5 protein-coding genes and 1 pseudogene are annotated in these 6,014 nt (G+C 49.5%); all 6 read left to right on the top strand.

The features are described 5' to 3' along the window. Positions 1–1,107 (top strand): chemotaxis protein CheA (locus tag Q0688_RS22485; protein ID WP_299082609.1); only part of this gene is annotated, 1,107 nt, incomplete at its 5' end. Positions 1,108–1,126: 19 nt separating this feature from the next. Then, positions 1,127–2,317 carry a chemotaxis response regulator protein-glutamate methylesterase gene (locus Q0688_RS22480; protein WP_299082607.1) on the top strand — a complete coding sequence of 397 codons (1,191 nt, stop codon included), beginning with the start codon at positions 1,127–1,129 and terminating at the stop codon, positions 2,315–2,317. Beyond that, positions 2,317–2,532 (top strand): motility-associated protein, encoded by a 216-nt coding sequence (locus tag Q0688_RS22475; protein ID WP_299082605.1) that lies wholly within the window; start codon positions 2,317–2,319, stop codon positions 2,530–2,532. The genes Q0688_RS22480 and Q0688_RS22475 overlap by 1 nt, the downstream gene beginning before the upstream one ends. Before the next feature lie 558 nt (positions 2,533–3,090). After that, positions 3,091–4,380: a group II intron reverse transcriptase/maturase gene (gene ltrA / locus Q0688_RS22470; RefSeq protein WP_299082603.1), complete on the top strand. Its 1,290-nt coding sequence runs from the start codon at positions 3,091–3,093 to the stop codon at positions 4,378–4,380. Positions 4,381–4,529: 149 nt separating this feature from the next. Then, a pseudogene (locus Q0688_RS22465) lies at positions 4,530–4,712 on the top strand (DNA-3-methyladenine glycosylase I); the annotation flags it as partial. 147 nt (positions 4,713–4,859) lie between these two features. Then, positions 4,860–5,780: a low specificity L-threonine aldolase gene (locus Q0688_RS22460; RefSeq protein ID WP_299082601.1), complete on the top strand. Its 921-nt coding sequence runs from the start codon at positions 4,860–4,862 to the stop codon at positions 5,778–5,780. Positions 5,781–6,014 lie beyond the last annotated feature (234 nt).

Below are 6,014 nucleotides of genomic sequence, written 5' to 3'. Positions count from 1 at the left end.
GGTGAGCTGGTACTTGTGCGTAACCGTTTGGTTCGTCTGGGGGGTTCTCACGAAGATGAAGAGATGGGCAAAGCGCTGGCCACTCTGGACATGGTGACCGCTGATTTGCAGATGTCGGTGATGAAAACCCGAATGCAGCCGGTGAAAAAGGTGTTTGGCCGATTCCCGCGCTTGATTCGCGATTTGTCACGTAGCCTTAAGAAAGAGATTAATCTGGAATTGCGTGGCGAAGATACCGATCTGGATAAAAACCTGGTTGAAGCGCTTGCTGATCCGTTGATTCACCTTGTGCGTAACGCGGTGGATCATGGCATCGAGTCGCCAGATGAGCGTGAGCGGTTAGGTAAGTCGCGTGATGGGAATGTGTTGCTGTCTGCTGAGCAGGAAGGTGACCATATCTTGCTGATCATTCAGGATGACGGTGCAGGTATGGACGCGGATAAACTGCGTCAACTGGCGGTTGATCGCGGTATGCTGGACTCCGAAGCTGCCAGCCGACTGACGGAACAGGAATGCTTTAATCTGATTTTCCAGGCGGGTTTCTCAACGAAAACAGAAATCTCTGACGTGTCAGGACGTGGCGTGGGTATGGATGTGGTGAAAACCAAAATTACCCAATTGAACGGCACGCTGAGTATTGATTCGGTCATTGGTCAGGGAAGTCGAATTGCGATACAGGTTCCACTGACGCTGGCGATCATGCCTACCCTGATGGTCATTCTGGAAGATCAGGCGTTTGCACTGCCATTGGTGAATGTAAACGAAATCTTTAATCTGGATCTGACTAAAACCAATATCGTTGATGGCCAGCAGGTTATTATCGTGCGTGATCAGGCGCTGCCACTGTTCCACCTGAAACGTTGGTTGATTGGAGGCAAGCATGATTCCAGTCTGCCTGAGCAGGGGCATGTGGTTATCGTCACTGTTGGAACACAGCGCGTAGGCTTTGTTGTAGACCAGCTTGTGGGTCAGGAAGAGGTGGTTATCAAGCCGTTAGGCACCATTTTGCATGGTACGCCTGGTTTGTCTGGTGCGACTATTACCGGTGACGGGCGTATTGCATTAATTATTGATATTCCGAATTTGCTCAAGCGCTATGCGCACTGATCGTTAGCGGACGTAGTAGATGTCTATGCCGGTTAAGGTGCTGATCGTCGATGACTCGGGCTTCTTTCGTAACCGTATTGCTGACCTTTTAGGTAGCGATGCCCGCATTTCCGTTGTGGGCACCGCCAGCAATGGACGTGAGGCGATTGAGCAGGTGAAGTTGCTCAGGCCTGATGTCGTCACGATGGATGTGGAGATGCCAGAAATGAATGGTATCGATGCGTTACGCCAGATTATGAAGCTCTCACCGGTCCATGTGATCATGCTGTCATCTGTGACCCATGAGGGCGCACGTATATCGATGAAGGCGCTGGAAGCGGGTGCTGCGGACTGTATACCCAAAGATCTACGCGAATGGATGGGCAACTCTTCCGCTATTAAGAATCAGTTATGCGATCAAGTTGTTGCGCTAGGAAAGAGTCGGCGTCCACGTGTACATACTTCACAGTCCTCATCTGACAAGCCGCGTTCATCAATACGTCCCAATCCTACACGCCATGAAACTGCCGTGGCCGTCCCATCGACGGTGAGTGATCGGTCGACATCTACAGTGTCCTCTTTGCGTCAGCGCGGGGAAGCAAACGCCGCGGTGCGTGTGGAGCCATCTCCTCGTCGTAGTGGAACAGTACAGCGTTTTCCCGATTGTCGAGTCGTCGTGATTGGCTCGTCTACAGGGGGGCCGGCGGCATTGCAAAAAATACTGACGTGCTTGCCTGCCGCTTTCCCATATCCCATTTTACTCGTGCAACATATGCCGAAAACCTTTACCCCGGTATTTGCCGAGCGTCTGAATCAGCAATGCAATATTACTGTTAAGGAAGCGACAGACGGTGATCGTCTGGTGGCGGGAACAGCACTGCTGGCTCCGGGAGGTCATCAGTTGATCATTGATCCGCGTCAAAATGACCGGGTTAAGGTCATGCCGGGAGATGAGCGGCTGACGTATAAGCCCAGTGTTGATATATCCTATGGCTCTGCTGCAAAGTGCTTTGGCGATAAAGTGCTGGCGGTGATTTTGACTGGAATGGGTAGCGATGGCACTGATGGTGCGCGCTTGCTTAAACGGTCAGGTGCGAAAGTTTGGGCTCAGGATGAAAACAGCTCAACAATTTATGGCATGCCTAAATCTGTCATTGAGGCTGATCTGGCAGATGCTGTTCTGGATCTGGATGAAATAGGTACGTTGCTCAGTAAACAGGGAGAGCGTTAATGGATCCAATGACCATATTGGGAATTCTGGTTGCGTTGGGTGCCGTGGTCGGTGGCCATTATCTCGACGGTGGATTATTGACTGAGTTAGTTAATCTACCCGCTGCAGTGATCGTATTTGGAGGCACATTGGCGGCTGCGGCCGTACAATCACCGAAGGAGGAGTTCTCCCGGGCGTTGAGGTTATTGGGCTGGGCCTTTGGTGGTCGGCGTTAGTGCGTCAAGCGAAGCTTGATGCATCTTGCAGGGTGAAAGTCCCTGTCGGGCAAGGATTAACCCTCCACCCGTATCGAGTGTTGCGCCTGTGGCGGAGTGTGGGGATCGCATACACTTTCCAGTCGCTCAGAAATGACCGGCAACCACGCGAACAAAACAGGTGAAGCGTACACAGAGAATCATGCAGGCCATAGGGGCTATCGTGGCCCTGAAGTGCTGGTATCGCCCCGAAAATAAAGTGATTTTGATCGACGAGGTTTGTAACGCCACCGAAGTCCATGCAAAGCAACCGTGTTGGTAAGGTTGTGGCGGGTCAACGGGGTTATTAAGCCGTGGCATGTATGAAGAGATGTATCAGGAACTTGAGAGATCCAAAGGTGCTCCACAGGATGTGGTAGGGATGCCCAGCCTAACAGCAGGCGAACGATGGTCCTTTGGAAGTCGGATCAGCTCATAGTAGTCCGAGGGCGGGAAAGCCGTCTACATGGCGAAGGGGCTGACAGTTATATCCGTTGTGCAACAGACACATAGGCCGGACAAAGTAGGGCTGGAACCACTATGACAACCGCATTGCACAGCATCGCATTTAAAGCACAAAGCCACCCTCGGCACAGGTTTCAGAATGTTTATGGATTACTGCACTCTGATCTTCTGTATCAAAGTTGGGGGCAATTAAATAAACAGTCTGCGTCCGGGATTGATGGCATTAGCGTGTCAGATTATCAGGTCGGGCTGAGTGAAAATATTCAGCGTTTGGGGCGTGATCTTAAGCAGAAATGCTATCGGGCATCAGCCATTAAACGTGTCTTCATCCCTAAAGCCAACGGCAAACAAAGACCGTTGGGACTACCGACGGTAGAAGACAAAATTGTTCAGCAAAGTGTCAGTCAAATCTTGCTTAGTATTTGGGAACAGGATTTTCTGCCCAACAGCTATGGATACCGACCCAACAAAAGTGCCCATCAGGCGGTACACAGTTTGGGCCTTAATCTGCAATTTCAGGGTTATGGTTATATCGTTGAAGCGGATATTAAAGGCTTCTTCGACAATATGGATCATGACTGGTTATTACAGATGCTGTCACAACGGATTGATGACAAACCCCTGCTGACTCTGATCAGCCAATGGTTGAAAGCACGCATAAAGGCACCGGATGGTGTGTTCAGTAAACCGACTTCTGGCACCCCGCAAGGCGGTGTTATTAGCCCGATACTGGCCAACATCTATCTGCATTACGTGCTGGACCTATGGTTTGAAAAGAAAGTTAAGCCAAGGATGCAGGGTCGGGCCATGCTGATTCGCTATGCTGACGACTTTGTAGTGGCATTCCAGCTTCGAGAGGATGCTGAGCGTTTCTACCGGGTGCTGCCGAAGCGTCTGAACAAGTTTGGTTTAAGCGTGGCACCGGAGAAAACACACCTGAAGCGATTCAGCCGTTTTCATCCGGGCAGGAAGCGTAATTTTCAGTTTCTGGGCTTTGAGTTTTACTGGGGCCGTGATGTGAATAACAAGCCTCGATTGAGGCGGCGTACCGCATCGAAGAAACAGAAAAGTACGATGAACGGGTTGTATCACTGGATAAAGTTCCAGCGTTCCAAACCGTTAAAAGACTGGATACCACGCCTGAAAAGGAAGCTGATAGGGTTCAGAAATTACTTTGGCCTACCGGATAATAGTCGGAGTCTGTCTCGGGTATATAGCCATGTACTGCATAGTCTGTACAAATGGTTGAATCGGCGAAGTCAGCGGAAAAGCTACAACTGGGATGGTTTTAAGGTGATGTTGAAATATTTTCAGATCAACCCATTACGCGTCAGTAAAAGGCGGGTTCTAGTGGATTGGTATTAAGGCTTGTGTTTTACACGAGTGAATATATAACTGAGGAGCCGGATGCGGTAGTTCCGCACGTCCGGATCTGTGTGGGGGCGGTTCAGGTAACTGGCTGTCCTACCACGACTGAGCCAAAACCTGAGGACTTGCCTGAACCTCAAACCGCGTCTACATCCGAAGAATCGGTCGCCTTATCGAAAGCGCTAAAAAAGATGGGGTGGAAATTTGTTGGCCCAACAACCGTGTTTGCGTTTATGCAGGCGATGGGTTTGATCAATGATCATGCTGAGGGCTGTGCCAGCCGAAACAAAGCGGACGCAATGCGCAATCGCTTTACGCGTCCCGGATAGTCATCAGGCTATTCTAAGGTTCTTTGTATCATGCGCTGACATTCGTCCTTCTCCAATACAAAACTGCAATATTTTACAATGCAGCGTCCTGCGAATCGTTCATAGTATTTCCCATGCTAGGTGATCCCTAGTGGAGGAGGAATAGCTTTGAATACCAATAACTTATCTGTAACAGCTCAACCGACCATCGGTTTTACCAGCGATAATATTGCAGGCACTTCGCCGCAAGTGCTTGAGGCACTTGCGCGATGCAACGTCGGGCAGGAATCACCCTACGGAAACGACGAATACACCCAGAATGTAGAGCGTATGCTCTGCGAAATCTTTGAAACTGATGTGAGTGTGTTTCTGGTGCCGACAGGATCTGCGGCGAATGCGCTGTGTCTGAGCGTACTGTCTCCACCGTGGGGATCGATATTGTGTCATCCCGAAAGTCATATCAATAATGATGAATGTGGTGCGCCGGAGTTCTTTACCCATGGCGCGAAGCTCGTGTCGGTCGAGGGTGATAACGCCAAGATCGATCCCGTTCAGTTGCAGGCTAAGATACGTAACAAAGTGGGTGACGTGCATTCGGTGCAGCCATCTGTTGTCAGTATTACGCAGGCAACAGAAACTGGCAGCATCTATTCTGTTGCGGAAATCGAAGCGATTGGTGCAACCTGTCGTGATGCTGGTGTCCGTTTGCATATGGACGGTGCACGTTTTGCCAATGCGCTGGTGGCACTGGACTGTTCTCCCGCTGAGATGACCTGGAAAGCAGGCGTGGAAGCTCTGTCGTTTGGGGCCACGAAAAATGGTGTGCTGGCGGCGGAAGCGATCGTTCTGTTTGATAAAAGTCTTGCCACTGAGATGGGGTTCCGCCGCAAACGTGGTGGTCACCTGTGTTCCAAAATGCGTTTCTTATCCGCTCAAATTGATGCGTACCTGCGCGATGATCTGTGGCTTGAAACCGCACGCGCCGCAAATGCCAGTTGTGCCAGATTGGTAGCAGGTCTGCGTGCTGCGCAAATTCCGTTTGATTTTGACCTACAAATTTACGCTTTCATTTTGAAACTCGAGAATTAGAGTTGAAAAAGTGATTTTTTTAAGATTCATCATAAATCCTCGTATAATAAATTTATCAAGTTACTAGATCCAATAGGAGTAGTAATTTGGTAGTTATTTAGACTTTGGTAAAGTTTTATATTGTTTTACCAATTTCTAAAACAACTTACAGTTAAAGAGTTGAATGACAGTCATTTTTCCTTATGAACTTGTATCTTCTTGAAAAGCATACTGCGTTTAACTAAAGTAACTTAC

This window comes from uncultured Paraglaciecola sp. (genome assembly GCF_937123705.1).
In the GTDB taxonomy this organism is placed as follows: Bacteria; Pseudomonadota; Gammaproteobacteria; order Enterobacterales; family Alteromonadaceae; genus Paraglaciecola.
This window is presented reverse-complemented; position numbering and strand designations above follow the sequence as displayed.

What these genes read in the sequence shown, in the direction of transcription:
- Q0688_RS22475 (WP_299082605.1), top strand. Translation starts at nt 2,317, where the DNA reads ATGGATCCAATGACCATATTGGGAATTCTGGTTGCGTTGGGTGCCGTG.
- ltrA (WP_299082603.1), top strand. Translation starts at nt 3,091, where the DNA reads ATGACAACCGCATTGCACAGCATCGCATTTAAAGCACAAAGCCACCCT.
- Q0688_RS22480 (WP_299082607.1), top strand. Translation starts at nt 1,127, where the DNA reads ATGTCTATGCCGGTTAAGGTGCTGATCGTCGATGACTCGGGCTTCTTT.